The sequence below is a fragment of the Mitsuaria sp. CC2 genome, from assembly GCF_048957715.1.
GTDB lineage: Bacteria > Pseudomonadota > Gammaproteobacteria > Burkholderiales > Burkholderiaceae_C > Roseateles.
The window spans coordinates 41,639-67,359 of the sequence record NZ_JARVXN010000011.1; the positions used below are offsets into that span (position 1 = coordinate 41,639).

Consider the following 25,721-nt stretch of genomic DNA (forward strand, 5'->3'; position numbering starts at 1 on the left):
CGGAAATCTCCTAGGCGGAGCGAAGGCGCTCCAGGTGTGCTGAAAATCCATTCGGCGCCCGGCCGTCCTGACGGGCGCTGGTGACCACGCGGACGGTGTTGGTCCAGGCAATGCGCATGCCGAGCGCGTGCAGCCGCTCCACGAAGTCGACATCCTCGCGGCTGCACAGCTGCGAGAACCCGCCCGCTTGCTGATAGGCGCTCGTGCTCACGCCCAGGTTGGCCCCGTGGATGTGGCGATGACCCTCGGCATCGGTGTAGCCGAGTTCATAGCGGGTCCGTTCCTCGGCGGTGAAGCCGGTCCAGTCGTCGACCTCGACGACACCGCAGACCGCCTCGCTCCGCAAGGCCAACTGGCGCGAGAACCAGCACGGCGCGACGACCGAATCCGCGTCCGTGAAGGCCAGCCAACGGGCGCCTTGTTCGATCAAGGACTGCGCGCCGGCCGCGCGCGCAAACCCGACATTGCGCGCCTCGACGGCCAGGCATTGCACGCCCAGGGCGCGGGCGATGTCGCCCGTACGGTCGCGGCATGCATCGAGCACCACGGCGATGCGGACCTCCTCGCCCTGCAGGTCGGGATGCGCGGCCGCGGCGATCAGTGCCTGGAGGGCGCGACCGATCAGCGACTCCTCGTCATGGGCGGGCACCACCGCGCCGATCATGGCCGCAGACCCTCGCGCCGCGCCACGGAACGGCTGTCGGAACTCCAGACATCGACCAGGAAGTCGTCTTCCTCATGCCGCGACAGGCGCGTCCAGCCGGACTGCTGTTCGAACGCGACGGCCATGTGACGGTGCACGTCGTCGCCGCTGCGGTAGTAGTCGCCTTCCGGATGGCGCCAGTGGCTCGCGATCAAGGTGCCGCCGTCGGCCAGGCTCGCCACCGCGCGGTCGATGGTGGCGTGGAAGGCGTCGTCGTCGAGGTAATAGCCGATCTCGCTCAGCACGATCAGGTCGAATCGGCCTTCCGGCCACTGCGCCGGAATCGGCGCGTGCCTCAGGTCGACCTGCGGCAGGTGGGCGAGTCGCCGCCTCGCGTGCGCGATCGCCGCCGCGCTGCCGTCGCTGCAGAGCAGCCGATCGCAGCGGGCCGCCAGTTCCGCGCTCAACTCGCCGTTCGCACAGGCGGGCTCGAAGCCGCTGGCATAGCGCTCCGCCGGCAGGCTGGCGAGCAGCTGCGCACGTTTGCGCCGTTCGTACCACCGGGTGCGGTATCCCCAGGGGTCGTCGTCGTCGGCGAAGAGCGCCTCGAAGTGGTCGGCCAGCGCCGCCGGCTCGGGGGGAGGGGTCACAGTGTCCATGTCGTGTCGGTGTGCTTGAGGAGTTCGTTGCCAAGCGCGACGAGATCCCGGTCGCCGTGGCACTGACGGATGAACACTGGCAAATCCGCTGCCAGACGCGCGAAGGTCCCGTCGTGGCAGAGCGGTCCCGCTCCCATCGCGCGCGTTGCGGCCCGCAGCACCTGCTGGGCGCATTCGTCGCTGGCGGCGCGCGTGCGCAGCGCCCAGGCCCGCGCGTCCGCCTGGGGACGACCATCGACCCACGCGGCCGCCTCGCGCAGCAGCGCGGCGTTCGCGCTCAAGACGCGATCGACCTCGCCGAGCGCCAACGCGCGGTGCCAACCCGGATCTGGCCCAGCGCTCCCGCCGGTGATGGCGACCGCCTGAGTCCGAAGGACCTCGGCGACCGCGCAGGCCGCGCCGTGCCAGCACGCGGCGATGCCGATGCCGCCGTGCCAGAACCCGGGTCGGGACAGGTAGAACCCAGCATCGCCGACCAGGCGCGCCGAGACGGCTTCGAAGGCCACCGATGCGCTCTCGGAGTCCGCCATGCCGACGGCTTTCCAGCGCGCCGCGTCGATCGAGATGCCGGGCTGCCGGAGATCGACGTCCGCGAGCCAGGGACCGTCGCCAGATCGGGCGTCGCCCGGCCCGGCGGGGTCAGAGATTTCCGGCCACACCGTCAATAGCGCGCGATCCAGCGACGCGGCGCCGGAGCACCAGGCCTTGGTGCCGGAGAGGACGACCGTGCCGTCGGGCTTGCGCCGGAACACCACGCGCGCGCCGGGCGGCTCTGCGGCCCACATGCCATACATCGGTACGTCAGCGCGCGTGGCGCGAGCGTCGTTCCCTCCCGCTTCTGCGAGGATGGCCATCGCGTCGGTGTGGCCCTCGAAGAGTTTCACGAGCGACAGATCCTGCGCGGCGACGGCCGCCAGAGCCGACCAGCGTTCGAGCGTTCGCCCGCCGCCGGGCAGCGGGAGATCGGCGCGCCCGGCATCGATCAAGGCGCGTAGGCGGCTGCCCATGGCCTTGATGACGGCGGACTGCTGCATCAATGCTTGGCCTGTTCCTGCGCCATGAGTTCGTCCTTGCGCTGCTGGATCCGTTGACCCAGATCGGCCATGTCCAGGCCGGCCTTCTTCGCCTTGGGGAACATCTCGTTCTGTTCTTCCTTGACGTGGTGCTTGACCCACTCGCTCATGACCTTGACCTTCGCGTCATAGTCGTCGCCGCCAGGCTCGACGCCTTCCACCGCGGCGATCAGGTCCTTGATGCTCTGGTGCTCGACTCGGGCCTCGGGAACCAGCTCCTTGTCCTTCAGCGCGGCCTGCACCTCCGGGTAGAAGATCTCTTCCTCGACCTGCGCGTGGACGGTCAGTTCCAGGCAGATCTGCGCGACCAGCTGCTTCTTCTTCGCGACGGAGCGCGACTTCTCGAACTGTTCGAAGAGGCCGGCGACCAGCTTGTGATCGGCGCGCAGCAGGCTCACGGCATCCGGCGACTTCGCGCGGGCCGCTGTCGTGCGACGGGTGGTCGATTTGCGGCTGGTGCTGGCGATGGTGGTCGTGGAAGGCATGACAGTCTCCTGGCGGTGATGGCTGGGGTGGCGGGAACGACGTGCCGCAACGGCACATCGCACCAACTCACTTGGCAATTCGGGTGCCCGGGATGTCAATGGGCATCGTGCTTCCGCGCGGTTCCACCGGCGTCCAGAGGCGACGCGCAACGGTGCTTCGCGCCTGGCTCCGCGTGCTCTTCCTCCTTGTTCTTCCGGACGCCGCGGAGATTCATCGCGAACAGTCCGACCTGCAGCACGATCAACGCATACGACTGGGTGACCGCACCCCAGATGCACCACAGCACGTTGCTGAGGACGAAGACCCAGAAGCCCCAGGTCCGGCGCGTCGCGCTGCGACCGCCGACCAGCCACGCCGCGGCGAGGGTCACGACCATCGCGGGCCATTGCAGCGCGTTGAGCAGTTCGTCCATGGCCATCGAAGGCAAGCGACTCGCCAGCGGTCGCGGCGCGCGATCGAGGACGAAGAAAAGCCCCGGCAGGCCGGGGCTGTCAGAGCCATCTGCCCCGAGGGTCTTCAACGGTCGTCGCGGGAGGAATCGCTGTCCTGGTCCTGATCGTCGCGGGAAGCGCGATTGGACTGATCACGCGAGGTCTGCGGGTTCTGCTGCTGCGAGCCCTGACCTTGCTGGCCCTGACGTCCGCCGCCTTGCTGACCTTGCTGCGGCGATTGCCGCTGACCTTGCGATCCCGAGCCTTGCTGCTGGCCGCCGGGCTGGTTCTGTCCTTGCTGGCCTTGTTGATGCTGCTGCTGTTGCTGCTGCTTCTGCTGGCCTTGTCCGCTCTGGGACTGCTGCGGGTTCTGCGCGTTGGGTTGCTGAGCCATGGTGGTCTCCACGTTGTGCGCGTCGGCAAAGACACCGACGCCAGTCATGTGGCAATGCGCATGCCGCTGCGGTAGCGGTCCGCACTCCCTGCGAACTTCGCCGAAAGGTGCGTCGATTGCCGGTGGGCGAAACATTCGCGCATCGCCTTGAACGCCTCTGACGAGCCACCTCCGCATGTCCGCCACCGTCCGCATCGGCACCGCCGCCTGGAGCATTCCCAAGGCCGTCGCGGGATCATTCCCCGGCGGCGGGAGCCAGTTGACCCGTTATGCCCGCGTGCTCGGCTGTGTTGAAATCAATTCGACGTTCACCCGGGTGCATCGGCCGACGACGCTCGAACGCTGGGCCGCCGAGACGCCGGACGGCTTCCGGTTGTCGGCGAAGCTGCCCGAAGCGATGACGCACGGCGCACGCTTGAAAGTCCCTCGCGCCGAGGTCAGGGCGTTCACGGCGTCGCTGGCCGGGCTTGGGGACAAGCTGGCCGCATTGCTGGTGCAACTTCCGCCGTCACTCGATCTGGAGACGAGGACCGCGCGGGCATTCTTCCGCTCGGTCCACGCCGGTTTCGACGGGGCGGTCCTGTGCGAGCCGCGGCACCCGAGCTGGTTCACCGCTGCCGCCGAGCGGCTGCTCGTCGAGGAACGGGTGGGACGTGTCGCGGCCGATCCGGCCAGGCCACCAGGCGCGGCGTCACCCGGCGGGTGGCTCGGCGACGCGGGGGACGGGCGAGGCGCCACGGTGTATTACCGCTGGCACGGTTCGCCGCGCATGTACTGGTCCCGCTACGACGACGAGTGGCTCGCATCACGGACGCGGGAGATCGCCCGCTGGCCGGCGGCTACGGACGTCTGGTGCGTCTTCGACAACACCGCCGCCGGAGCCGCTGCCGACGACGCATTGCGTCTGCGGGCGCTGATGCACCAGCCGCACGAGCCGCACGAGCCGCGTTAGCGCTGGCGTATTTGCGCTGGCGCATTTGCGCAACAGCCGACCCCGACAGCCGCCGCATCGCGAGCAGCCGTACGTTGTCTCGCGTGCAATTGACGCGAAGAGACTCATCCCTGCGTTGTGAGCGTGGTGCCCAGCCACACTGCCATGCAAGACTGGCGTGCTCAGGGATTGAAAAACAGGAGTCAAGTGATGCGTGACAACCTTCATTCAACACGCGCGCTGCCCCCGGCCGCTTCCGCTGCGGTGCGTCTTGCGAACCGTCTGCGTCGACAGCCCCGCTTGAGTCTGGTGTATCTCGCCGTCGTCGGCGCGTTGCCCGGCGCGGCCCATGCGCAGATGACCCTCGACTTCTCCACCGGCTGGACCAGCGTCGGCGCCAACGTCACCTATCAGACGACGCCTTTCACGACGACCAGCAAGAACACGCCATTCACCTTGACTGCGCCGACAGGTCAGGGCATGTACCGGCTGACGCCGGTCAGCAGCACCGTGAACGGCGCCTCAGCCGCGGACGCCGCGCTCGGGCTGACCACCGGGACCGTCGACGCGCTCCTCAATCACAACCCGAATTTCTCCGGCAGCGTCACCAACTTCTCGGTGCTGACGCAGACGATGACGCTCAACGCCGGCACGTATTCGTTCGCCTGGGCGCTCAACGTGACCGATCCCGGTTTCAATGACGGCGCGCTCTTCTCGCTGTCGGGCAACGGCATGCAATACCTCGAGTCGCTGGCGCGCGCGGGCGGTCCGGGGGACACCTCCGGTCCGTCCCCGAACACCTACGTGGCCTATGTCTACGACCCGGCCAACGGTGTCACGCCCTGGCTCACCACGACGTTCAACATCGCGACGACCGGGACCTACAAGGTCAGCTTCGCGGACTACAACTGGGGCGACCTCGCCGTCCCCCCCAACTTCTTCCTGGCCAGCACCATCGGCACCTACACGGGCAATCCGCTGGCGGGCACCAGTGCACCGCCCGCCACGCCGGACATCACGACGGGCTTCTCGGGGTCCGATCTGGTGAACGGCACCGTCAATCCGGTGTTCGACGGCGGCACGTTGCAGGCCGACGTCAACAACGGGGTCTACGGCGCCAACCTCGCGATCAAGGGCACCGGTGGGACGATCGATCAGAACGGCCTGAATTCGACCTTTTCCGGCGTGTTGTCCGACCAGACGACCGGGACGCCCGGCGCGATGAGTTTCGTCAACGCCGGCGCCAGCGGCGGCTCGATCACGCTGACCGGCGTCAACACCTACACCGGCCACACGACGGTCGGCAGCGGCGCCACGCTGGCGCTGGCCGGCGCGGGCAGCATCGCCACTTCGAGCCGGCTGGTGAACGACGGCGTGTTCGACATCGCCGGGACCAGCGGGGGCGCGTCGCTCATCAGCCTTGCCGGCGCCGGGACGGTCCAGCTCGGCGCACACGTCCTGACCCTCACCAATGCCGCGGACACCTTCGCAGGCAGCATCAACGGCAGCGGCGGGCTGACCGTCGCCGGCGGCACGCAGACGCTGTCGGGCGTCAACGGCTTCACCGGCGAGACCTCGGTCGTCAGCGGTGCGACGCTCGTGCTGTCGGGCGCCGGCAACATCGCTGCCTCCAGCGGGCTCGTGAACAACGGCATCCTGAACATCGCTGCGACGACGGCCGGAGCGACGTTGAGCGGTCTGTCCGGCGACGGCTCGGTCCTGCTGGGCGCGCAGACGCTGACGCTGGCCAACACGGGCAGCAGCAGTTTTGGCGGCGCCATCAGTGGGAGCGGCGGGCTGGCCGTCGTCGGCGGCACGCAGACGCTCACCCGTGCCAACGGTTTCCTCGGGGCGACCACCGTCGCCAGCGGCGCGACGCTGATCCTGACGGGCGCAGGCGCCATCGCCGCCTCCAGCGGCCTCACGAACGACGGCACGTTCGACATCGGCGGGACGACCTCCAGCGCCACCCTGGGCAGCCTGTCCGGCAGCGGCACGGTCGTGCTGGGCGCGCGGACGCTGACGCTGGCCGACGCCGGCGGCAACTACGCCGGCACCATCGGCGGCACCGGCGGTCTGGTCGTCACGGGCGGCACGCAGACGCTCTCCGGCGTCAACGGCTTCACCGGCGCCACCTCGCTCGCCGGCGGCGCGACGCTGGCCCTGTCGGGCGCTGGCAGCATCGCCGCGTCCGACGGTCTCGCGAACGACGGCACGCTCGACATCTCCGGCACGAGCGCCGGCGCGCGCCTGAAGACGATCACCGGCACCGGCAACGTGGTGCTGGGCAGCCGGACGCTGACGGTCGACACGATGGCCGACGCCTTCCGCGGCGCCATCAGCGGCAGCGGCGGGGTGCAGCTCAATGGCGGACGATGGACCGTCGACAACGCGCAGGCCTACACCGGTCTGACCTCGCTGGCGGCGGCCACCCTGCACGTGAACGGCAGCCTGGCCGGCGGCGTGAACGTGGGCAGCGGCGCCGTGCTGCAAGGCAGCGGCGCGATCGCAGGCCCGGTGACGGTGGCCGCGGGCGGCAAGCTCTCTCCGGGCAATTCGCCCGGCGTCATGACGGTGGGAGCCAGCGTGACCCTGGCGGCCGGCTCGAGCTTCGAAGTCGACATCAACGGCGCCACGCCGGGCAACGGCGCGGGTCACCATGACCAGCTCGTACTGACCGGCGCAGGCTCGAAGTTCAGCGCGGGCGGCGCGCAGCTCACGGTCAACCTGGTCGGGATCTCTGGCCTGGGCACCTACACGCCGTATGCGCCGACGCTGGGACAGCGTTTCCGCATCGTCACGGCAGAGGGCGGGCTGGATGCCACGACCTTCGGCGCCTTCTCGCAGCCGACCGGCCTGGCCGCCGGCACGCGCCTGCGGACGCTCTATCTGGTCGACGGCGTCGAACTGCTGGTCGTGCCGAGCGCCTACCTGGGTTATGCCCGCGGGCAGGGCGCCAACCTGAACACGCAGTCCGTCGCCGCGGCCCTGGATGCGATGGTGGCGGCGCAGGGGAACGCCTCGGCGACCGCGCCACAGACGACGCTGGAGGGCACGGTCGCCGGGCTCGACAGCGCGAGACTGGTGGGCACGATGCGCGCGCTCAGCGGCGAGCTCCACGGCGCCCTCGCCGCAGCGCTGCCGTCGGCCGGCCAGCGCCTCCAGGATGCTGCCTCGCGGCACGTGGCCGCGCTGGAAACGCGGCAACGCGGACTGTGGATCGACTACAGCGGCGGCACCACCCGATGGACGTCGGATGCCGTCTCGTCGGCGGCACGCGCGACCAGCCGCAGCCAGGTGACCGTCGGCTTCGACATCCTGAACGACGGCCGCAACGGCGTCGGCGTGGCGGTGTCGCAGTCCAACCAGAAGCTGCGCTCCGACAGCGGCGGCAACGGCGAGGTGAAGGACACGCTGGGCATGGTCTACGGCCAGCTCGGGCTGGGCGATGTCGTGACGCTGGACGGCCGGATCGGCGGCGGCGGCGGCAAGGCGACCAGCAGCCGGGACGACCCGCTGGCCACGCTCGGCCTGAGCCAGGGGCAGTTGACGACCGACGCCTCGACGCGTCAGGTGTTCGCCGGCGTCGGCATGCGCGCGGCGCTGAACTTCGAGACCATCCGTGTGCAGCCCTATGCGCGTGTGGAAACCCAGCGCATCCGGCGCGACGCCGTGGTCGAGGATTCAGGGTCGATCGCCGCGTTGAGCCTGGGTCGGCTGTCGGCCAGCGGCGGGCGCGTGGAAGTCGGCGTGGATCTGGGAGCGGCAGACAAGGATCCCGGCAAGTCGCGCTTCACCTTCGGCGGCCGCCTGGCCGTGGGGCGCGACACGGGCTCGCTGCAACGTGGCAGCGTCGACGCGAGCCTGGCCGGCACGGCGATCGAGATCCAGGCGCCCCGCGCCAGCCGCCAGTATTTGCGCGCGGAGCTGACCGGCACTTGGCTGGTCATGCCGGGCGGGTACGTCTATGCCGGCGTCAACGGGCTGAGCCGTGAGCGCCGGACGGACAGCTCGGTCTCGGTGGGGGCGGTGGTCGCGTTCTGACGACGTCGCGCTTCAGCAGGGGCCGGAGGCCATCGCCGTCATTCCCTGGCGATGGCTTCCACCTGGATACGCAGGTTCACATCCATCTTGAAGCCCCAGTCCTTGCCCGCGCCGAGGCCGAACTCCTCGCGGTTGAAGCTGCCCGACGCGTCGGCGCCGCAGAGGTCGCGCTTGAGCATCGGATGCGGGACGCACTTCAGCTGGTGGACGGCCAGCGTCAGGGGCCGGGTCTTGCCGTTCAGCGTGAGCTCGCCCACCACCTGCGTCGGCACGCCGGCCTTGATGCCGTCGAAACGGCCCTTGAAGGTCGCGCTGGGGTTCTTCCCGACGTTGAAGAACTTCTCGCCGGTCGCCCAGGCATTCATGGCTTCCAGGCCGAAGTCGATGCTGGCGAGGTCCATCGTCACGTCGACGCTGCCGGCACCGGTCGCCTTGTCGTAGACGATGGTGCCGGCGCTCTTGTTCAGCTTGCCGCGCCAGTTGGACAGCCCCATGTGATCGGCCTCGAAGCTGGGATAGGTGTGCGTCGGCTCGATGTCGTAGGTCGCGGGAGCGGCCTGCGCCGTGGCGGCGAACAGCGCCGCGGCGACGAGCGCGGGAAGCGAGGGCAGGGCGGGAACGGGCAGCAGCGGTTTCATCGCGGGTCCTTGATGAGGCTTTGGCGGGGCGCCACCCTGACGACGAGTCGCGGGGGCGGTTGTCGACACGGCCGGATCATCGCCCGGGCCGCGGGCCGGTGCGCATAATGCGCGATCCATCGAGAGCGATCATGAACAACAGATTCGGACGGACCCTCGCCTGCGCGGCGCTGCTGTGGGGCGGCCTGCTCTGCGCGCAGGCGCAGCAGCTCAAGGTCGGTTACGTGGATACGCAGCGCGTCATCAACGACAGTGTGCCGGGGAAGACCGCGCAGAGCCGCTTGCAGGAGGAATTCAGCAAGCGGCAGAAGAACCTGCTGGATATGGAGGGCGCGCTGGGCGCCTCGGCCGCGCTGCTGGACAAGGACGCGCCGTCGCTCACCGACACGGAGAGGTCGCGGCGCGCCAGGGAACTGGCGGATCAGGGGCGCGCCCTGGACCGCGCGAAGCGCGAGTTCGCCAGTGATCTCGAATTCCGGAAAAGCCAGGAACACGACGCCCTGAAGGAGCGCGTGGAGCGCGCGATCAAGGCCGTGGCGCAGGAGCGCGGGATCGACATGGTCTTCGTCGAGCACGTCGCCTTCGCCAGGGAGGGCATCGACATCTCGACCCTCGTCATCGAGGCGGTGAACGCGCAGCGCTGAGCACGCCTGTTCGGCACTCCGCCGGGTCTCAGTCGCGACGCGGCAGCATCGGCACCGGCGCACCGGTGCTTTCGTCCTTGAGTCCGAGCTGGCATCCGCGGACCGGCAGGAACTTGAGCACCGTGCCCGGCTCGAAATGGGCGCCGCCGATGAGCGAGTAGCGCTTGCCCGGCTCCAGCATGAAAGCCACGCGGATCTCGCAGGTGCGGCCGGCGGAGAGCTTCTCGAAGTAGTTCACCCGGATGTATTGGCCGGCGCGGATGTTGATGAAGTCCGTCACCTTATTATCGACGCCGTACAGCGAGTAGAAGCGGGTGAACGGTTCCTTGGCGTCGAGGCCGACCTGCACGTACAGGTCGGCGCTGTCGCCGCTGCTCATGTAGATCGCGCTGCGGATCTGTGCCAAATCGCCGTCGGTCGGCGGCACATAGGGTTTGGCGGGGGTGCTGCAGGCGCTCAGCACGAGCGCAGCGCACAGGGTCAGGAGGATGGATGCGAGGCGGAAGAAGGACATGGTGGCGGGCATCAGTGGCATGGAGTCGGCCCCTCCGGTTGGCTCCTCGGAGGAAGCGTCCGGCGTCGGAACCGGTCGGCATGCTCGCAGCCTCGACGAATTCCGCCCGGGTACTCCGTCACGCTTGGCGCGGGAAACGACAGCGCTTCCTACTCCAGGGGGAGGCGCGGTCGGCACGCCCATGGGGCGAGCGCCGGGCTGCGGACGAGCGGGCACCTGGCTTGCTCGCATGACGCCCATCCCGATCAACCGGTCGCGGCAAACTGTCTGGAAGGTGCCGATGAACATGATGAAGCTGACTGCCGTACCGATCGTTGTCCTGGCCGTTGCGCTCGGGGGCTGCGATCGCGCGGAGCGTTCGACGTCGACCGCGACATCCGCATCGACGACATCCGCGCCAGCATCAGCGGCTCCGGTGGCCTCGTCCGCCTCGGCGGCAAGGCCTGACCCCGTACAGGCCTGGCTCGGTCGCTGGAACGGTCCCGAAGGCACCTACCTGCAGCTGGACGCCGATGGCGGAGGAAGGTACGAGGTCCGCATCAAGGACCTGGATGCCGAACGGAGGTTTCCAGCCACCGTCAAGGACGGCGCCGTGCAGTTCGAGCGGGACGGGAAGCAGGAGTCGATCAAGGCCACGGACGGCGATGCCACGGGCATGAAATGGCTGGCGGGCAAGCGCACCTGCCTGACCGTCCATCCGGGAGAAGGCTACTGCCGGGACTGACGCTCGCCCGACGTGAACGCAGGACTCAGACGAGGCCTTGCTTGGACGCCAGCACCGCCGCTTCGGCACGGCTGGAGACGTTCAGCTTCTTGTAGATCGACTTGATGTGGTCGTTGACCGTGAACCACTTGATGCCCATCAGGTTCGCGATCTCCTTGATCGTGAAACCCTTGCTGAGGTAGGTCAGGACCTCGTTCTCGCGCGGGGTCAGGCGCTCCCATTCGGGCACCGGATCCAGCGTGACGCCGCGCGTGCTCGGCGTGGCCGACGAGGTCAGGCTGCCGAATCCGGAGTTCAGCCCCATCGGACCGGAATCGCCGGTCGACCCCGGACGGAAGTGCGACAGCAGCCGGCGCGCGATCGCCGGCGACAGCGGCGGCTGGCCGCGCACGATGCGCTGCAGCTCTTCCACCAGCACCTCGAAGCGGTCTTCCTTCAGCAGGTAGCCGTCCGCGCCGCGCTGCAGCGCCGGGAAGAGGTGGTCGTCGTCGGAGTAGAGCGTCGTGACGATCTTGACCGCCGGCTTGCCGGCGAGCTCGCCCAGGAACTCCATGCCGTTGCCGTCCGGCAGTTCCAGGTCGATCAGGATGAGCTTGTAGCCCGTGGCGGGCGACTCGGCCTCCACCTTGGCCAGCTGGCGGCGCGCGCCTTCCAGGTCCCCGGCCTCGGTGATCTCCATGCCGTCGCTGAAGCTTTCGCGCACCACGCGGCACAGGAAGCTGCGGGCGACGGGGTTGTCTTCGACGATGAGAACTTTGACGGCCATGGTATGGGGAGCGATAGCTGGCCGCATCCTAGCAGCGCCCCCCGGGCTTGCATGCCCCGTGAAACAGGGTGTCGGCGGACGGTCGACCGGCGGTCAGCCGTTCACGACCACCAGCTTGCCCACCACCTGCCGCGAAGCCATCCGCGCGAATGCCCGCGGCAGTTCCTCCATCGGCAGCACCTGGTCGATCACCGGCCGGATCTTGCCCGCCGCGTACCACTGGGCCAGCGTCATCATCATCGCGGCGTTGCGCTTGGGTTCGCGCTTGGCGAACTCCCCCCAGAAGATCCCCACCAACGAGGCCCCCTTGAGCAGCGCCAGGTTCAGCGGGAGCGACGGGATGCTGCCCTGGGCGAACCCGACCACCAGGTAGCGCCCGCGCCAGCCGATCGATCGGAACGCCGCCTCCGACAGATCACCGCCCACGGGGTCGTAGATGACGTCCGGGCCCTTGCCCTCGGTCAGCGCCTTGATCTCGTCGCGCAGCGAGCCGCTGGCGTAGTTGATGGTGGCATCGGCGCCGATCTCGCGGCAACGGGCGCACTTCTCGTCCGACGAGGCCGCGGCGATCACGCGCGCCCCGGCCGCCTTCGCGATCTGGATCGCCGCGGTGCCGACGCCCCCCGCCGCGCCCAGGATCAGCACGGTCTCGCCCGGCTGCAGCGCGCCGCGGTCGATCAGCGCATGGTGGCTGGTCGCGTAGGTGCAGATGAAGGCGGCCGCGCCCTCGAACGGGAATCCGGGCGGCAGCGGCAAGGCCAGCGCGGCCGGGACCAGCGCCTCGGTGCCGAAGCCGCCCGTGCCCGTGAAGGCCGCCACCGCGTCGCCCGGCTTGAAGCCGGTCACGCCTTCGCCCACCGCCTCGACGATGCCGGCGAACTCGGTGCCCGGCACGAAGGGCAGCGGCGGCTTCATCTGGTACTTGTTCTGGACGATCAGCAGGTCCGGGAAGTTCAGGCTCGCCGCCTTGATCGTCACCTTCAGCTGGCCCGGACCGGGCTGCGGGGACGGCAGTTCCTTCCACTGCAGCGCCTCGACGCCGACCGGGTTCTCGCACAGCCATGCCTTCATGTCTCGTCTCCTGGTTCCGATGAATCCGCCCCCTCGGCGGGGCCGCCGCGGGGTCGCCGGGCGCATGATAGGCAGCACGGGTGGACCCTCGCGTCGCCGGGGTGACGGCCTGCCTACAATGCCGCCCATGCGCATCCTCATCGCCAACGACGACGGCTACCTGGCCCCCGGACTCGCCGCCCTGGTCCGCGCCTGCGAAGGGCTAGGCACCGTGGAAGTCATCGCCCCCGAGCAGAACGCCAGCGGCACGTCCAATTCGCTCACGCTGCACCGGCCGCTGTCGGTCTACACCGCCTCCAACGGCTTCCGCTACGTCAACGGCACGCCGTCCGACTGCGTCCACCTGGCCTTGACCGGGCTGCTGGACTACAAGCCCGACCTGGTGCTCTCCGGCATCAACAACGGCGCCAACATGGGCGACGACACGCTCTATTCGGGCACCGTCGCCGCCGCGACCGAGGGCTACCTCTTCGGCGTGCCCTCCATCGCCTTCTCGCAGGTCGAGAAGGGCTGGGGCCACCTGGATGCGGCCACCGCGGTCATGCGGGCGCTGATCCAGGACGTGGTCGCGGGCGGTCTGGGGCAGCCCTTCCTGCTGAGCGTCAACATCCCGAACCGCGCCGACGCCGCCTCGCTCCCGCGCCGCATCACCCGGCTGGGCCGCCGTCACGCCAGCGAAGCCACCATCCAGCAACGCAGCCCGCGCGGCGACATGATCTACTGGATCGGCCCCGCCGGCGCCGAGCGCGAAGCGGGCGAGGGCACCGACTTCCATGCGACCGCCAACGGCGCCGTGTCGGTCACGCCGCTGCAGGTCGACCTCACCGAACACGCCACGCTGGGCCACTGGCGCCAGCAGCTGCAGACCGACGGCCGTCCATGAGTTCCCTGCCGCCCCGGCCCAAGCGTTTCCCGCTGTCGCTGGACAAGCTCGGATCGAACCGACCCGGCGCGTCGAGCGCGGCTGCGGCCGCCGAGGCGCGTGAGCCGCTCAAGCCGCAAGGCCACTGGCAGCAGGCCGCCGCCATCAAGGCGCGGCAGACGACGCCGATCGGGCTGGGCCTCGATTCGGCCGGCGTGCGTCAGCGCATGGTGGAGCGGCTGCGCCGCGAGGGCCTGTCCGACGACCGCGTGCTGCAGGCGCTGGCCACCGTGCACCGCCATCACTTCGTCGATTCCGCGCTCGCCACGCAGGCCTATGAAGACACCAGCCTGCCCATCGGCCACGGGCAGACGATCTCCAAGCCGTCCGTCGTCGGGCGGATGATGGCCCTGATGCTCGACGCCCCCGGCGCGCGCCAGCGCGGCCATCTGGGCAAGGTGCTCGAGATCGGCACCGGCTGCGGCTACCAGGCCGCGCTGCTGATGCAGCTGGCCAGACAGGTGGTGTCAGTGGAACGGCTGCGGCCGCTGCATGACAAGGCACGCGCCAATCTCGTCGGCCATCACCAGATCCGGCTGGTCTACGGCGACGGCATGCTGGGCCATCCGCCGTCGGCCCCTTACGACAGCATCATCTCCGCGGCCGGCGGCGACGACATCCCGCAGGCCTGGCTGGACCAGCTCGCGCCCGGCGGCCGGCTGGTCGCGCCGATGACCGCGCCCAGCGGCCGGGGGCAAGTCCTGGTCCTGATCGATCATGTCCGCGACGCCGCGGGCTCGCGTTTCCTGCGCAGCCTGCATGAGGCCGTCCTGTTCGTGCCCCTAAAATCGGGCGTCCTGTAGCGCGCCGGCCTCCCGCTTGCCTCCCGCCTGCGTTCCTCTCCCGCACCACTTCCCGCCCCGCGCTTCGGCTTCCCACATGACAACTTCGCGCATGCAACCACTCTTCCGTTCCCCGCTGCTCTGGGTCACCGTGGCGGTGCTCGCGCTCTCCGGCTGCCAGAACACCCCGCACCGCGCGCCGGTCGAGGACCGGCCCGTCGGCAAGACGTCCGCGCCGGTCATCCCCGGCACGGCGATCACGCCCGCCCCGGAGTCCAAGCCGCTGCCCGGCGCCGAGAACGCCGGCAAACCGGGTTACTACACCGTCAAGCCCGGCGACACGCTGATCCGCATCGCGATGGACAACGGCCAGGGCTGGAAGGACGTGGCGCGCTGGAACGGCATGGACAACCCCAACCTGATCGAGGTGGGTCAGGTGTTGCGCGTGGTGCCGCCGGGCCTCGACCCGACCGCGGCGACGACCAGACCGCTGACGACCTCCAAGGTGGAGACGCGTCCGCTGGATGGCAAGTCCCCGGCTCCGGCGACGACGACCGTCGCGGCGGCGTCCGCACCGGCCAGCGGTGCCGCGACGCCGAGCGCCCCGGTCGTCATGAAGGACGACGACGAGATCAGCTGGGGCTGGCCCGCGGCCGGCACCGTGTCGGCCGGCTTCGACGAGGTCCGCAACAAGGGCATGGCCTTCTCCGGCAAGGCCGGCGATCCGGTCTTCGCCGCCGCCGATGGCAAGGTGATGTATGCGGGCGCGGGGTTGCGCGGATACGGCAACATGATCATCATCAAGCACAGCACGAACTATCTGACGGCTTACGCGCATAACCAGACCCTGCTGGTCAAGGAAGACCAGGTGGTGCGCAAGGGCCAGAAGATCGCCGAGATGGGTTCCAGCGACGCGGATTCGGTGAAGCTGCACTTCGAAGTGCGCAAGCAAGGCAAGCCGATCGATCCGTCCAAGTTGTTGCCCGCGCGCTAAGGGCGCTCAAGGAGGCGCCGCAACATGACCTTGCATCGCGCCTCTTCGACTGACGGACTTCTGCCTGACGGCCTGGATCGACCTGTTCATCCCGGCCGTTTCAAGCTGCCGCCTGAATTGGCCGCCGATGGCCACGATGGTCACGACGCCAGGCAGGACGCGGCGGGTCATGACGATGACCGCGAGGGTCAGGAGGGCCGGAACGGCCATGACGGCCATGACGGGCACGACGGCCACGATCATGACGGCGACCGCGAACCCGCGTCGCGCGACGAGGCCGACGCCTCCGGCGCGGCCGAGGCGGCCGCAGACGATGACGACGACGTCCGCGTGCTGCGCGGCGTCGAATCCGAGGACGGCAAGAAGGCCAAGGCCGGCAAGGGCGATCTCGGCCCGGCCGACGGCGACGCCACCAACGCGCTGCAGGCCTACCTGCGCGACATCCGGCGCACCCCGCTGCTGACGCCGCAGGAAGAGTACGACACCGCCGTGAAGGCGCGCGCCGGCGATTTCGAGGCGCGCCAGGCGATGATCGAGCACAACCTGCGCCTGGTCGTCAGCATCGCCAAGAACTACCTGGGCCGCGGTCTGCCGATGAGCGACCTCATCGAGGAAGGCAACCTCGGCCTGATGCACGCGATCGGCAAGTTCGAGCCCGAACGCGGCTTCCGGTTTTCGACCTACGCCAGCTGGTGGATCCGGCAGGCGGTGGAACGCGCGCTGATGCATCAGGCGCGATTGGTCCGGCTGCCCGTGCACATCGTGCGCGAGCTCAACCAGGTGCTGAAGGCGCGCCGCGCGCTGGAGTCGCTGGCGGCGCAGCGTGGCGGCGAAGGCGGCGTCCGGGCCGAGGACGTCGCGCAGGCGCTGGGGCGGCCGGTCCAGGAGGTCGCCGAGCTGCTGGCCTATGCGGAGCTGCCGAGCTCGCTGGATTCGCCGGTCGACCGGAACGGCGAAGGCGGCGAGTCCATGCTGGACCTGGTCGCGGACGAGCAGGCCGTCGATCCGGCGGGACATCGCCTGAGCCATGAACTCGAGGACCTGCTCAAGGGCGGGCTGGCCTCGCTCAGCGACCGCGAGCGCGAGGTGCTCGCCGGCCGCTACGGCCTCGCGGACCGCGAACCCGAGACGCTGGACATCCTCGCCGTGCGGCTCAGCCTGACGCGCGAACGCATCCGGCAGATCCAGATCGAGGCGCTGGCCAAGCTCAAGCGCAACATGATGCGGCAGGGCATCAGCCGCGATTCGATCTTCTGAGGCGGTCCTCCGGACCCGTGTGCGGGGCGCTGGGATAATGCTCCCCCATGACTGATGTATCGGAATGGCTGAAGGTCGACTCGCTGGACCTGGAAGCGCAGGGCGTCGCCCACAACAGCGAAGGCAAGGTGGTGTTCATCGAGGGCGCCTTGCCCGGCGAGGAAGTCCAGGTCGCCGTCGGCCGCAAGAAGAACAAGTGGGAGCAGGCCGTGATGGTCGCGATGCGTCGCGAGAGTTCACAGCGCGTGCGCCCCGTCTGTCCGCATTTCGGCCTGCACCCCGGCGCCTGCGGCGGCTGCAAGATGCAGCATCTGCATCCGGGCGCCCAGGTCGCCGTCAAGCAGCGCGTGCTCGAGGACAATCTCTGGCACCTCGGCAAGGTCAGGACCGAGGCGCTGCTGCGTCCGATCGAAGGCCCGGCCACCGGCTACCGCTATCGCGCTCGCCTGTCGGTGCGCTACGTGCCGAAGAAGGGCCAGGTGCTGGTCGGCTTCCATGAGCGCAAGAGCCGCTACATCGCCGACATGCAGGTCTGCAAGGTGCTGCCCGAGAAGATCAGCGCGATGCTGATGCCGATGCGCGAGCTGGTCGGTGCGATGGACGCGCGCGAGCGGCTGCCGCAGATCGAGCTCGCCATCGGCGACACCGACGGCACGCAGGTCATCGCGCTGGTGCTGCGTCACCTGGAACCGTTGAGCCCGGGCGATCTCGCCAAGCTGCGCGCGTTCGCGGCGGAGCACGGCGTGCAATGGTGGCTGCAGCCCAAGGGGCCGGACACGGTGCATCTGCTCGACAAGGACGGACCCGAGCTGGCCTACACGCTGCCGGAGTTCGGCGTCGTGATGCCGTTCAAGCCGACCGACTTCACGCAGGTCAACCACCACATCAACACGGTGCTGGTCGGCCGCGCGCTGAGGCTGCTGGGCGTGCAGAAGGAGGAGCGCGTCATCGACTGGTTCTGCGGCCTGGGCAACTTCACGCTGCCGCTGGCCACGCAGGCGCGCGAGGTGCTGGGCATCGAAGGCAGCGAGGCGCTGGTGCAGCGCTCGCGCGAGAACGCGGTGCGCAACGGCCTGGACGCCAAGGCAAGCTTCGTCGCCCGCAACCTGTTCGAGATGACCCCGCAGCTGCTGGCTGCCGACGGCGTGTCCGACCGCTGGCTGATCGATCCGCCGCGCGAAGGCGCGTTCGCGCTGGTGAAGGCGCTGGCCGACCTGGTCAAGGATCCGTCGCTGGCACCCGGCTGGACGCCGCCGGAGCGCATCGTCTACGTGTCCTGCGCGCCGTCGACGCTGGCGCGCGATGCGGGGCTGCTGGTCCACGTGGCCGGCTACCGCTGCACGAAGGCGGGCGCGGTGAACATGTTCCCGCACACCGCGCACGTCGAATCGATCGCGGTCTTCGAGCGCGATCCCGAGGCGCAGGCCCGCATCGCGCGCGGCGAAACGGCGACCGCCGTCGGTGCAGGGATCGGCGCCGCGCTCCTCGCCGCCGCCGGCTCGGATGTCACCCTCCGTGTCGATACCGACGCCGGCGACGACGCATCGTCATCGTCGAGCGCTGAGTTGACCGCTTAATGAGGTCGCGAGGTCGGCAGAGGGGCGCATGACGAGTCGCGAGGGCAGGGGCCGCTCGTAGAATCGACGGCTTCGGTTTCTCCCGCCTCGGCAGGTCCTCCAGATGTCCGGCAGCACTTTCGGCAGCTTGTTTCGCGTCACCAACTTCGGCGAGAGCCACGGTCCGGCCATCGGCTGCGTGATCGACGGCTGCCCGCCGGGGCTCGCGCTGTCGGCGGCCGACATCCAGCCCGAGCTGGACCGCCGCCGTCCCGGCACTTCGCGCCACGTGACACAGCGCCAGGAACCCGACCAGGTCGAGATCCTGTCCGGCGTCTACGAAGGCCTGACCACCGGCACGCCGATCTGCCTGCTGATCCGCAACGTGGACCAGCGCAGCAAGGACTACGGCAACATCCTCGACACCTTCCGACCAGGCCACGCCGATTACACCTACTGGCGCAAGTACGGCTTGCGCGATCCGCGCGGCGGCGGGCGATCGTCGGCGCGGCTCACGGCGCCGATGGTGGCGGCCGGCGCGGTCGCCCGCAAATGGCTGCAGCAGGAGCTCGGCATCGGCTTGCGCGGCTGCATGACGGCGCTCGGCGAGATCGACCTGGCCTTCGAGGGCTGGGAACACGTCGGCCAGAACCCGTTCTTCGCCGCCAATGTCTCGCAGATCCAGGCGCTCGAGGACTACATGGACGCGCTGCGCAAGGACGGCGACTCCGTCGGCGCGCGGCTCATGGTCGAGGCCACCGGCATGCCGGCCGGTCTGGGCCAGCCGCTGTTCGACAAGCTCGACGCCGACATCGCCTACGCGATGATGGGCATCAACGCGGTCAAGGGCGTCGAGATCGGCGCCGGCTTCGAGAGCGTGCGCCAGCGCGGCAGCCAGCATGGCGACGAGCTGACGCCCGCGGGCTTCGCCAGCAACAACGCCGGCGGCGTGCTGGGCGGGATCTCCAGCGGGCAGGACCTGCGCGTCTCGATCGCGATCAAGCCGACCAGCTCGATCCGCACGCCCAAGGCGTCGATCAACCGCGCCGGCGAACCGACCACGGTCGAGACCTTCGGCCGTCACGATCCCTGCGTCGGCATCCGCGCGACGCCGATCGCCGAGGCGATGCTGGCGCTGGTCGTCATGGACCACGTGCTGATGGACCGCGCGCAGTGCGGGGACGTCGAACTCCCCATCCCCGCCATCGCGGGCCAACGTGCCACCGGTGGGTGACGGTGGCTGGCGGTGGTTGACGGTGGCTGACGGTGGCTGACAGCCGCGGCGTGCTGCGCGCCAGCGCGCTGCTCGGTTGCGCCTATTACGGCAGCATCGGCCTGTTCAATCCGTTCGCGCCGCTCTGGTACAAGTCCCTCGGCCTGCCGGTCGTCGCGATCGGGCTGCTGGTGTCCATGCAGAGCTGGACGCGGCTGTTCGCGCCTTACCTCTGGGGCCTGGTGGCCGATCGCAGCGGCAAGCGCGTCGAGCTGATCCGCGCCGCGGCGGTGGCCTGCTGGGTCAGTGCGTTCGGACTGTTGCTGGTGCCCGGCACCACGGCCTCGGCCTCGGGCGCGGCACCGGTGATCGGGCTGACGCTGGTCGTCTTCCTGATGTACTTCTTCAACGCCTGCGTGACGCCGCTCAACGAGGCCTTGATCGCGCATGAACTTGCCGCCAGCGGCGGCATGGATCCGAAGCGTTACGGACGCGTTCGACTCTGGGGGTCGGTCGGATTCCTGGGGACCGTCGTCGGCGGCGGCTGGTGGTTCGACTGGGCGGGAATGTCCGTGTTCCCGCTGACCATCGTCGTCGGGCTGTCGGCGCTCGTCATCGCCGCCTGGCGGCTCCCCAGGCGCGCGGCCATCCAGCACGACGCGGCGGAACCGGTCTCCATCGCCGACACGCTGCGCCGACCCGAGGTCGGCTGGTTCTTCCTCGGCATGTTCTTCACCGTGCTCGCGCACACGGCGATCTACGCGTTCTACAGCCTCTACCTGGACCGGCTCGGCTACGGCAAGGGTCAGGTGGGGGCGCTGTGGGCGGTGTCGGTGGCGGCGGAGATCTGCTGGTTCGCGTTCCAGGGCCGCTGGGTGCGGCAGCATCACCTGCACCATTGGCTGGTCGCCGCCGCGCTGCTGGCGGCCCTGCGCATGGCGGGCACGGCGTGGCTGGGCGCCAGCCTCGCCGCGATGGTGCTACTGCAGTGCTGCCATGCCGTGACCTTCGCCGCGCAGCACACCGCCTGCATCGGATTGATCGGCCGCTACTTCCCTGGCCGCCTGCAGGGCAGGGGGCAGGCGCTCTACGCGGTGCTGGGCTACGGCGTGTCGGGCGTGCTCGGCAGCCTGGGCGGCGCATGGCTGGCCGAAAGTCATGGGTATGCCGCCTGCTTCTGGGCCGGCGCGATCTTCGCGCTCATCGGCGCGTGGAGCCATTGGCGCTGCGCGAAGCGGGATCCACTGCGCGCGGTCTGACGCATCGGGCGTTGACCGCGCCAATTTCAGTCCCGGAGAAAAGCAGGCCATGACGCGCAATCTGCAATTCGTCGCGTCCGGCCCTCGCTTCAATTTGGGGATTCCTACACTCCGCCGCATTCAAGGATCATCAATTGGGTGATCCCGTGTCGACGGATGGGGGAGATCATGCGCAAGCAATGGTGGTTGGGTGGTGTCACGGTGGCGATCCTCGCGGTCGGCGCCGGCGTGTACGCCACGAGCGGGGGCCATGCGCCCGCCGCGAAGAAGGACGAGACCAAACCCGCCCTGGAGTTCCAGGCCGGCGAGATCGTCAGGCCGGCCATGGCGCCCATGCCCGGCGTCATCGAGTTCTCCGGTCCGCTGGTCGCGCCCAACACCGTGATCGTCCGCGCCAAGGCGTCGGGCAGCCTGGACCGTCTCGCGGTCGCCGAAGGCAGCCGCGTGAGCGTCGGGCAGTCGCTTGGGCAACTGGACCTGGAAGAACTGCGTCACAAGGTCGCGGAACGCAGCGCCAGCGTCGAGGCCATGCAGGCCATGTACGAGCAGTCCGAGCGCCAGTACAAGGCCAACCAGGGCCTGGCGGCGCAGAACTTCATCGCGCCGACGGCGCTCGACAACTCCCGCGCCCAGCTCGAATCGGCCAAGGGCCAGATGCTGTCGGCCAAGGCGCAGCTCGGCACGAGCGAGGTGCTGCTGCGCCAGGCCGCGCTGGTCTCGCCGATCAGCGGCATCGTCGCCAAGCGGCACACGCTGCCCGGCGAGAAGGTCGCCGCCGAACAGCCGGTGCTGACCATCGTCGATTTGTCCAAGCTGGAACTTGCCGGGCTGGTCGGCATGCACGAGGTCAGCAAGCTGTCGCCCGGCATGACGGTGCAGCTCCGGATCGAAGGCTTCGACGATCCGGTCGCGGCCCGCATCGCGCGCATCTCGCCGGCCGCCGAACCGGGGACCCGCTCGATCGGCGTGACCCTGTCGCTGGACAACCCCGGCGAGCGCTTCCGTGCCGGCCAGTACGCGGTCGCCCGCGTCGAGCTGGCCGACGACAAGCCGCGGCTGACGGTGCCGGTGACCGCCATCGGCGCCGTGTCCGGCCAGGAGCACGTCTGGCTGATCGAGAAGGGCACGCTGGTGCGCCGCATCGTCACCACCGGCCGCCGCGATCCGCGTGAAGGACGCGTCGAGATCCTCGCCGGCGTGACGCCGCAGTCGCAGGTGCTGGGAGCGCGCTTCGACAACCTCAAGGAAGGCGAACGCGCCGAGATCCGCGCGCCCAAGGCCGCCGTGGCCAGCGCCGCCGCCAGCGGCAACGCCGCGCAGTAAGCACGACAACAAAAACAGCGGCAGGAACTACCCTGCCGAGGAGCTTCCCATGTGGATGACCCGCGTCTCGATCCGCAACCCCGTCTTCGCCACCATGGTCATGGTCGCGCTGTGCGTGCTGGGGCTGGTCGCCTATTCCAAGCTGGGCGTCGAGCAGTCGCCCGACATCACCTTCCCCGGCGCGCAGATCGACATCCAGTACCCGGGCGCCTCGCCCGAGGCCGTCGAGCGTGAAGTCGCCAAGCCGCTGGAGGAGGCGCTCAACACCATCGCCGGCGTCGAGCGCGTGCAGTCGCGCAGCTTCGAAGGCCGCGTGCAGACCTCGGTCGAGTTCTCGCTGAGCGCCGACATGAACCGCGGCATGCAGGAGATCCGCGACCGCGTCGCGATCGCGCAGGCGCAGTTCCCGCGCGAGGTGAAGCCGCCGATGGTGCAGCGCTTCCAGGGCGAGAACGCGCAGCCCATCATCGTGGCCGCGCTGATGAGCTCCAACCGCACGCTGCGCGAGCTGTCGATGCTGGCCGACCTGAACGTGTCCAAGCGCCTGGGGCGCGTCGAAGGCGTGGCCAAGGTGGACGTCGGCGGCATGGCCGTGCGCGAGGTCCGCATCGACCTGGACCCGACCCGGCTGCGCGCTTACAACATCACCCCGGCGGAAATCTCCACCGCGCTGAACGCGGCCAACACCGACGCGCCGGTGGGGCTGATCTCCAACCGCTACGACGACGCGATGCTGCGCGTCGAGGGCAAGGTCAAGGACCCGAAGCAGTTCGTGAACGTCGTCGTCGCGCGCCGCGGCGACCTGGCGCTGACGCTCGGCGATCTGGGCACCTTGAGCGAGCGCGAGCGCGAGCTCGACTCCATCGCCCGCATCAACGGCCAGCCGGCGGTCACCTTCAACATCTTCAAGCAGCAGGACGCCAACATCGTCCAGACCGGCGAGGCGGTGAAGGCCGCCGTCGAGGAGCTGCGCAAGACGCTGCCCAAGGACATGGAGCTGCGCCTGGTCTACGTCAACAGCGATTTCGTGAAGCACTCGCTCGACGGCTTGCGCCACACGCTGATCGAAGGCGCGCTGCTGACCATCGCCATCGTGTTCCTGTTCCTGCACAGCTGGCGCTCCACCATCATCACCGGGCTGACGCTGCCGATCTCGGTGATCTCCAGCTTCATCGCGATCTACGCCTTCGGCTTCACGCTGAACTTCATGACGATGATGGCGCTGAGCCTGTGCATCGGGCTGCTGATCGACGATGCGATCGTCGTGCGCGAGAACATCGTGCGCCACGTCGGCATGGGCAAGGATCATCACAGCGCGGCCGAGGACGGCACCAACGAAATCGGCCTGGCCGTGATGGCCACGACCTTCGCGATCTGCGCGGTGTTCGTGCCGGTCGCGTTCATGGGCGGCATCGTCGGCAAGTTCTTCTATCCCTTCGGCATCACCGTCGCGGTGGCGGTGCTGGTGTCGCTGTTCGTGAGTTTCACGCTCGACCCGATGCTGTCGTCGGTGTGGCCCGATCCGCCCAGCACCTACGTCAAGAAGGTGCCCGTCATCGGTCACCTGATCCGCGCCACCGACGCCGGCATGGACATGCTGCACACGGTCTATGAGAAGACGCTGCGCTGGGTGTTCTCGCCGCGCCGCTTCCGCATCCCGCTGCCGGCCTTCGGCCGGCCGTTCGGACCTGACACGCAGCGCCTGAAGGACCAGCCGCGCCGCTTGCGCATGGCCACGATCACGCCGCGCGGCATCGTCGCCTGGTCCGGCGTCGGCAGCTTCGTGCTGGCGATCCTGCTGGTGCCGGCGGTGGGCAGCGAGTTCCAGCCGCAGATCGACCAGGGCTTCACCCATCTGACGCTGCGCATGCCGGTGGCCACCAGCCTGGAACGCGGCGAGGCCAAGGTGCGGCAGGTCGAGGAGATCCTCGCCACCTTCCCGGAGATCAAGACGGTCGCGACGGTCGTCGGCAGCAGCGGCGAAGGTCTGGCGACCGGCCGCAACCAGGCCAATCTGGACATCGCGCTGGTCGACCGCAAGCAGCGCAAGCGCACCCAGACCCAGGTCGAGGACGCGATCCGCGCCGAGATCGCGCGCATCCCCGGCGTCGAGGTCAGCGTCGGTTTCAACCGGCCGGTGTGGGTGACCATCCTCGGTTCCGATCCGGAGGTGCTGACGCAGGTGGCCAAGGACTTTGCCGAGAAGGTCAAGAAGATCAAGGGCGCGGTGGATGTCGACACCACCGTCAAGCCCGGCCTGCCGGCCTTCGCGGTCAAGCTGCGCGACAACGCGGTGCGCGAGCTCGGGCTGAATGCGGTGCAGGTGGCCTCGTCGCTGCGCGCCTACGTCAACGGCGACATCGCGACCTACTGGACCACGCCCGACGGCAACCAGGTGGAGGTGCTGCTGCGCCTGCCCAAGGCGCAGCGCCAGAGCATCGAGCAGATGCGCAACCTGCCGGTGGCCTTCGCGAAGGACGGTTCGCCGATCTCGCTGGAGCAGGTCGCGACGATCGAGCCGGTGTTCAACCCGGAAGTGATCCGCCGCCAGAACCTGCAGCGCCGCGAGGCCGTGTACGCCGGCGTGCAGGGGCGCCCGGGCGGCGACGTCAACGCCGACGTGCAGAAGCTGATCAAGGAGACGCAGCTGCCCCCGGGCATCAGCTTCATGGTCGACGGCGACGGCAAGCAGCAGGCGGAAGCCTTCAACGGCCTGATGATCGCGATGGGCCTGGCGCTGATCTTCATCTACATCGTGCTGGCCAGCCAGTTCGGCAGCTTCGTTCAGCCGATCGCGATCATGGCCTCGCTGCCATTGGCCTTGATCGGCGTCATGGTCGCGCTGCTGCTCTGGAAGACCACGCTCAACATCTTCTCGATGATCGGCCTGGTGATGCTGATGGGCCTGGTGACGAAGAACGCCATCCTGCTGGTCGACTTCGCCAACCATGCGCGCAAGGACCAGCACCTGTCGATCCCGGAAGCGCTGCTGCAGGCGGGGCTGATCCGGATGCGGCCGATCATCATGACGACGGCGGCGATGGTGTTCGGCATGCTGCCCATGGCGATCGCGCTCAACGAGGGCGGCGAGATCCAGGCGCCGATGGGCCGCGCGATCATCGGCGGCGTGATCACGTCGACGATCCTGACGCTGGTGGTCGTGCCGGTGATCTATTCCTACCTGGTGCGCGGACGCAAGGTGTTCTCGGCGGACGACGCCGCGGCGGAGCCTTCGGATCTGGCGTCCGGGCACGGACGGCCGGTCGTGATGCCTGTCACGCCGACCCCTGGGATCGCAGACTGAGACTGCAACAATAGGTTGGTGGGCGTAACGGGATGGCCTGTTGAGGCGATGGGCCTCTCCGGGGCGGGCGGGCAAATTGGCGGCATCGTTTTC

23 protein-coding genes are annotated in these 25,721 nt (G+C 69.1%); 13 read left to right on the forward strand and 10 right to left on the reverse strand.

Annotated elements, in window-relative coordinates; genetic code table 11:
• Window positions 1-10 precede the first annotated feature (10 nt).
• The 6 genes from PV762_RS06170 to PV762_RS06195 form a co-directional block, all read right to left on the reverse strand.
• Complete coding sequence (locus PV762_RS06170; protein ID WP_421034149.1) at window positions 11-664, reverse strand: glycosyltransferase; 654 nt, start codon at window positions 662-664, stop codon at window positions 11-13.
• Window positions 661-1,302: an SAM-dependent methyltransferase gene (locus PV762_RS06175; RefSeq protein ID WP_421034150.1), complete on the reverse strand. Its 642-nt coding sequence runs from the start codon at window positions 1,300-1,302 to the stop codon at window positions 661-663. Before PV762_RS06175 ends, PV762_RS06170 begins: the two co-directional genes overlap by 4 nt.
• Window positions 1,290-2,336: an acyl-CoA dehydrogenase gene (locus PV762_RS06180; RefSeq protein ID WP_421034151.1), complete on the reverse strand. Its 1,047-nt coding sequence runs from the start codon at window positions 2,334-2,336 to the stop codon at window positions 1,290-1,292. The genes PV762_RS06175 and PV762_RS06180 overlap by 13 nt, the downstream gene beginning before the upstream one ends.
• Window positions 2,336-2,860, reverse strand: coding sequence for a hemerythrin domain-containing protein (locus PV762_RS06185; protein WP_421034152.1), 525 nt, complete (start codon window positions 2,858-2,860; stop codon window positions 2,336-2,338). Before PV762_RS06185 ends, PV762_RS06180 begins: the two co-directional genes overlap by 1 nt.
• Window positions 2,861-2,955: 95 nt before the next feature.
• Entirely contained in the window at window positions 2,956-3,279 is a 324-nt protein-coding gene (locus PV762_RS06190; protein ID WP_421034440.1) for a hypothetical protein, read from the reverse strand.
• A gap of 98 nt (window positions 3,280-3,377) precedes the next feature.
• Complete coding sequence (locus PV762_RS06195) at window positions 3,378-3,686, reverse strand: hypothetical protein (RefSeq protein ID WP_421034153.1); 309 nt, start codon at window positions 3,684-3,686, stop codon at window positions 3,378-3,380.
• 175 nt (window positions 3,687-3,861) lie between these two features.
• Between PV762_RS06195 and PV762_RS06200 the strand changes: the two genes are divergently transcribed.
• Both PV762_RS06200 and PV762_RS06205 read left to right on the forward strand, forming a co-directional pair.
• Window positions 3,862-4,638: a DUF72 domain-containing protein gene (locus PV762_RS06200; protein ID WP_421034154.1), complete on the forward strand. Its 777-nt coding sequence runs from the start codon at window positions 3,862-3,864 to the stop codon at window positions 4,636-4,638.
• A gap of 288 nt (window positions 4,639-4,926) precedes the next feature.
• Window positions 4,927-8,661: a hypothetical protein gene (locus PV762_RS06205; RefSeq protein ID WP_421034441.1), complete on the forward strand. Its 3,735-nt coding sequence runs from the start codon at window positions 4,927-4,929 to the stop codon at window positions 8,659-8,661.
• A gap of 38 nt (window positions 8,662-8,699) precedes the next feature.
• Here PV762_RS06205 and PV762_RS06210 read toward each other — a convergent pair whose 3' ends face one another.
• Entirely contained in the window at window positions 8,700-9,299 is a 600-nt protein-coding gene (locus PV762_RS06210) for a YceI family protein (protein ID WP_421034155.1), read from the reverse strand.
• Between the two features lie 131 nt (window positions 9,300-9,430).
• Here PV762_RS06210 and PV762_RS06215 point away from each other — a divergent pair, with 131 nt between their 5' ends.
• A complete protein-coding gene (locus PV762_RS06215) occupies window positions 9,431-9,943 on the forward strand; it encodes an OmpH family outer membrane protein (protein WP_421034156.1) in 513 nt (170 codons plus the stop codon).
• Window positions 9,944-9,971: 28 nt separating this feature from the next.
• Here the strand turns inward: PV762_RS06215 and PV762_RS06220 are convergent, their stop codons facing one another.
• On the reverse strand, window positions 9,972-10,478 hold the full coding sequence (locus PV762_RS06220) for a hypothetical protein (RefSeq protein WP_421034157.1): 507 nt from the start codon (window positions 10,476-10,478) through the stop codon (window positions 9,972-9,974).
• A gap of 259 nt (window positions 10,479-10,737) precedes the next feature.
• Between PV762_RS06220 and PV762_RS06225 the strand changes: the two genes are divergently transcribed.
• Window positions 10,738-11,181, forward strand: a complete 444-nt coding sequence (locus PV762_RS06225; protein WP_421034158.1) for a hypothetical protein — start codon at window positions 10,738-10,740, stop codon at window positions 11,179-11,181.
• Window positions 11,182-11,206: 25 nt separating this feature from the next.
• Here PV762_RS06225 and PV762_RS06230 read toward each other — a convergent pair whose 3' ends face one another.
• Both PV762_RS06230 and PV762_RS06235 read right to left on the reverse strand, forming a co-directional pair.
• On the reverse strand, window positions 11,207-11,947 hold the full coding sequence (locus tag PV762_RS06230; protein ID WP_421034159.1) for a LuxR C-terminal-related transcriptional regulator: 741 nt from the start codon (window positions 11,945-11,947) through the stop codon (window positions 11,207-11,209).
• A 93-nt stretch (window positions 11,948-12,040) separates the two neighbouring features.
• Window positions 12,041-13,018: an NADPH:quinone oxidoreductase family protein gene (locus PV762_RS06235; RefSeq protein WP_421034160.1), complete on the reverse strand. Its 978-nt coding sequence runs from the start codon at window positions 13,016-13,018 to the stop codon at window positions 12,041-12,043.
• Between the two features lie 127 nt (window positions 13,019-13,145).
• Here PV762_RS06235 and surE point away from each other — a divergent pair, with 127 nt between their 5' ends.
• From surE to PV762_RS06280, 9 genes are all read left to right on the forward strand, one after another.
• Entirely contained in the window at window positions 13,146-13,901 is a 756-nt protein-coding gene (surE, locus tag PV762_RS06240) for a 5'/3'-nucleotidase SurE (protein WP_421034161.1), read from the forward strand.
• Window positions 13,898-14,743: a protein-L-isoaspartate(D-aspartate) O-methyltransferase gene (locus PV762_RS06245; RefSeq protein ID WP_421034162.1), complete on the forward strand. Its 846-nt coding sequence runs from the start codon at window positions 13,898-13,900 to the stop codon at window positions 14,741-14,743. The genes surE and PV762_RS06245 overlap by 4 nt, the downstream gene beginning before the upstream one ends.
• 91 nt (window positions 14,744-14,834) lie before the next feature.
• Window positions 14,835-15,716 carry a peptidoglycan DD-metalloendopeptidase family protein gene (locus PV762_RS06250; RefSeq protein WP_421034163.1) on the forward strand — a complete coding sequence of 294 codons (882 nt, stop codon included), beginning with the start codon at window positions 14,835-14,837 and terminating at the stop codon, window positions 15,714-15,716.
• A 333-nt stretch (window positions 15,717-16,049) separates the two neighbouring features.
• Window positions 16,050-16,973 carry an RNA polymerase sigma factor RpoS gene (gene rpoS / locus PV762_RS06255; RefSeq protein ID WP_421034442.1) on the forward strand — a complete coding sequence of 308 codons (924 nt, stop codon included), beginning with the start codon at window positions 16,050-16,052 and terminating at the stop codon, window positions 16,971-16,973.
• 47 nt (window positions 16,974-17,020) lie between these two features.
• A complete protein-coding gene (rlmD, locus tag PV762_RS06260; RefSeq protein WP_421034164.1) occupies window positions 17,021-18,550 on the forward strand; it encodes a 23S rRNA (uracil(1939)-C(5))-methyltransferase RlmD in 1,530 nt (509 codons plus the stop codon).
• 103 nt (window positions 18,551-18,653) lie between these two features.
• Window positions 18,654-19,763, forward strand: coding sequence for a chorismate synthase (gene aroC, locus PV762_RS06265; RefSeq protein ID WP_421034165.1), 1,110 nt, complete (start codon window positions 18,654-18,656; stop codon window positions 19,761-19,763).
• A 32-nt stretch (window positions 19,764-19,795) separates the two neighbouring features.
• The gene (locus PV762_RS06270; RefSeq protein WP_421034166.1) at window positions 19,796-21,001 is read left to right on the forward strand and encodes an MFS transporter; all 1,206 of its coding nucleotides are present in this window, start codon (window positions 19,796-19,798) and stop codon (window positions 20,999-21,001) included.
• 168 nt (window positions 21,002-21,169) lie between these two features.
• Window positions 21,170-22,324 (forward strand): efflux RND transporter periplasmic adaptor subunit, encoded by a 1,155-nt coding sequence (locus tag PV762_RS06275; RefSeq protein WP_421034167.1) that lies wholly within the window; start codon window positions 21,170-21,172, stop codon window positions 22,322-22,324.
• A 49-nt stretch (window positions 22,325-22,373) separates the two neighbouring features.
• Complete coding sequence (locus PV762_RS06280; RefSeq protein WP_421034168.1) at window positions 22,374-25,628, forward strand: efflux RND transporter permease subunit; 3,255 nt, start codon at window positions 22,374-22,376, stop codon at window positions 25,626-25,628.
• Window positions 25,629-25,721: the final 93 nt, after the last annotated feature.

Bases quoted from the DNA above. Each gene is read 5' to 3' on its own strand.
- PV762_RS06170 (WP_421034149.1), bottom strand. From the start codon at position 664: ATGATCGGCGCGGTGGTGCCCGCCCATGACGAGGAGTCGCTGATCGGT.
- PV762_RS06175 (WP_421034150.1), bottom strand. From the start codon at position 1,302: ATGGACACTGTGACCCCTCCCCCCGAGCCGGCGGCGCTGGCCGACCAC.
- PV762_RS06180 (WP_421034151.1), bottom strand. From the start codon at position 2,336: ATGCAGCAGTCCGCCGTCATCAAGGCCATGGGCAGCCGCCTACGCGCC.
- PV762_RS06185 (WP_421034152.1), bottom strand. From the start codon at position 2,860: ATGCCTTCCACGACCACCATCGCCAGCACCAGCCGCAAATCGACCACC.
- PV762_RS06190 (WP_421034440.1), bottom strand. From the start codon at position 3,279: ATGGCCATGGACGAACTGCTCAACGCGCTGCAATGGCCCGCGATGGTC.
- PV762_RS06195 (WP_421034153.1), bottom strand. From the start codon at position 3,686: ATGGCTCAGCAACCCAACGCGCAGAACCCGCAGCAGTCCCAGAGCGGA.
- PV762_RS06200 (WP_421034154.1), top strand. From the start codon at position 3,862: ATGTCCGCCACCGTCCGCATCGGCACCGCCGCCTGGAGCATTCCCAAG.
- PV762_RS06210 (WP_421034155.1), bottom strand. From the start codon at position 9,299: ATGAAACCGCTGCTGCCCGTTCCCGCCCTGCCCTCGCTTCCCGCGCTC.
- PV762_RS06215 (WP_421034156.1), top strand. From the start codon at position 9,431: ATGAACAACAGATTCGGACGGACCCTCGCCTGCGCGGCGCTGCTGTGG.
- PV762_RS06220 (WP_421034157.1), bottom strand. From the start codon at position 10,478: ATGCCACTGATGCCCGCCACCATGTCCTTCTTCCGCCTCGCATCCATC.
- PV762_RS06225 (WP_421034158.1), top strand. From the start codon at position 10,738: ATGAACATGATGAAGCTGACTGCCGTACCGATCGTTGTCCTGGCCGTT.
- PV762_RS06230 (WP_421034159.1), bottom strand. From the start codon at position 11,947: ATGGCCGTCAAAGTTCTCATCGTCGAAGACAACCCCGTCGCCCGCAGC.
- PV762_RS06235 (WP_421034160.1), bottom strand. From the start codon at position 13,018: ATGAAGGCATGGCTGTGCGAGAACCCGGTCGGCGTCGAGGCGCTGCAG.
- surE (WP_421034161.1), top strand. From the start codon at position 13,146: ATGCGCATCCTCATCGCCAACGACGACGGCTACCTGGCCCCCGGACTC.
- PV762_RS06245 (WP_421034162.1), top strand. From the start codon at position 13,898: ATGAGTTCCCTGCCGCCCCGGCCCAAGCGTTTCCCGCTGTCGCTGGAC.
- PV762_RS06250 (WP_421034163.1), top strand. From the start codon at position 14,835: ATGCAACCACTCTTCCGTTCCCCGCTGCTCTGGGTCACCGTGGCGGTG.
- rlmD (WP_421034164.1), top strand. From the start codon at position 17,021: ATGACTGATGTATCGGAATGGCTGAAGGTCGACTCGCTGGACCTGGAA.
- aroC (WP_421034165.1), top strand. From the start codon at position 18,654: ATGTCCGGCAGCACTTTCGGCAGCTTGTTTCGCGTCACCAACTTCGGC.
- PV762_RS06275 (WP_421034167.1), top strand. From the start codon at position 21,170: ATGCGCAAGCAATGGTGGTTGGGTGGTGTCACGGTGGCGATCCTCGCG.
- PV762_RS06280 (WP_421034168.1), top strand. From the start codon at position 22,374: ATGTGGATGACCCGCGTCTCGATCCGCAACCCCGTCTTCGCCACCATG.